Annotated in this window: 1 pseudogene; it reads left to right on the top strand. The window is 36.4% G+C overall.

Going from position 1 to position 239, the window contains the following annotated elements:
* Positions 1-197, top strand: a pseudogene (locus CWB85_RS22385) (hypothetical protein); the annotation flags it as partial.
* Positions 198-239: the final 42 nt, after the last annotated feature.

The raw sequence follows: 239 nt of genomic DNA on the forward strand, positions 1-239 counted from the left end.
CAGTACCAGGTGTAAGACTCGTTACAGCATATGGCGGAAACATCAATGTGAAAAACATAGAAGTTATTTCTTACATTGAAAAAGATCACGTTTTAGGAAATGACCAAGATGCTATTATGGCGCAAATGCCACAAGAGATCAATGCCATTGTTGAAGAACAGACTGACAAGAAGTATAACTCAAAGCCTTGTACGTAACCCCGTTAAAGGGATTAATGAATTGAAATTTAAAGAACAATG

Source organism: Pseudoalteromonas sp. S1727 (assembly GCF_005886375.1).
In the GTDB taxonomy this organism is placed as follows: Bacteria; Pseudomonadota; Gammaproteobacteria; order Enterobacterales; family Alteromonadaceae; genus Pseudoalteromonas; species Pseudoalteromonas haloplanktis.